General features: G+C 67.8%; 1 protein-coding gene. It reads right to left on the minus strand.

Annotated elements, in window-relative coordinates; genetic code table 11:
* A partial coding sequence (locus tag ABD714_RS22990; protein WP_486348157.1) for a transposase family protein occupies positions 1 to 525 on the minus strand: 525 nt, incomplete at both ends.

Below are 525 nucleotides of genomic sequence, written 5' to 3' on the forward strand. Positions count from 1 at the left end.
TCGCTGATCGAGTAGCCGACGATCCGGTTGGAGAAGACATCTTTGACGGCGCAGAGGTAGAGCTTGCCCTCTCCGGTTGGGTGCTCGCTGATGTCGGTCAGCCACAGTTGGTTCGCGGCGTCGGCGTGGAAGTCGCGCCGGACCCGGTCCTCATGGGCGGGCGGGCCTGGCTTCTTCCCGTTCGCGCCGCGTTTCTTGCCGAAGCTGCTCCACCAGCGCTGGTCACGACAGATTCGCCACACCGTCCGGTCGCAACCGGTCTGGCCGGCGTCGCGGGCCTCGTCGGCAAGCAGCCGGTACCCGAACTCCGGGTCGTCGTGGTGAGCATCGAACACTGCGTTCGCCAGGTAAGCCCGATCGAGGTCGCGGCGCCCGACGGGCGTGGCGAGCCAGCGGTAGTAGGGCTGGCGAGCCAGTTTCAGGACCCGGCACGTCACCGCGACGGGGATCCCGTCGACGGCCAGCTCACGGACGAGCGGGTACATCATTTTCCCGGCAGGTTGGCCTGCGACAGGTACGCCGCGG

The sequence above is a fragment of the Microlunatus aurantiacus genome (assembly GCF_039536605.1).
Classification (GTDB): domain Bacteria; phylum Actinomycetota; class Actinomycetes; order Propionibacteriales; family Propionibacteriaceae; genus Microlunatus; species Microlunatus aurantiacus.